Source organism: Mesorhizobium argentiipisi (SeqCode), assembly GCF_037179585.1.
Classification (GTDB): Bacteria; Pseudomonadota; Alphaproteobacteria; order Rhizobiales; family Rhizobiaceae; genus Mesorhizobium; species Mesorhizobium argentiipisi.
Genome location: NZ_JAPYKO010000108.1, coordinates 1 through 459, shown reverse-complemented (window position 1 = coordinate 459; position 459 = coordinate 1). Strand labels below are relative to the sequence as shown.

At 68.4% G+C, this 459-nt stretch carries 1 protein-coding gene; it reads right to left on the bottom strand.

Annotated features, from left to right (window positions below):
* Positions 1-459 (bottom strand): FAD-dependent oxidoreductase (locus O7A05_RS34150; protein ID WP_337097805.1); only part of this gene is annotated, 459 nt, incomplete at both ends.

Sequence of the window (459 nt, the reverse complement as noted above, 5' to 3'; positions counted from 1 at the left end):
CGATCCGAAGCGACAGCCGGTACTCGGAGCGGGAGGTGAACATCCGATAGGGCTCGCTCACGCCCTGCGTGACGAGATCGTCGATCATCACGCCGAGATAGGATTCGGCCCGGTCGAAGAGGGCAGGCGCGCCCCCCCCGGCGAGTCGTGCGGCGTTGATGCCGGCAACCACGCCCTGCGCCGCCGCCTCCTCGTAACCGTTGGTGCCGTTGATCTGGCCGGCGAGGAACAGACCGGGCGCCTTGCGCAGGCCGAGCGTCGCGTCGAGCTCGCGGGGATCGACGTAGTCGTACTCGATGGCGTAGCCGGGCCGGACGATCCTCGCTCTTTCCAGCCCCGGGATCAGGGCGACGAGCGCGTGCTGAACCTCTTCCGGCAGGGCGGTCGAGATGCCGTTCGGGTAGACGGTCGGATCGTCGAGCCCCTCCGGCTCGAGGAAGATCTGGTGACCCTCACGGT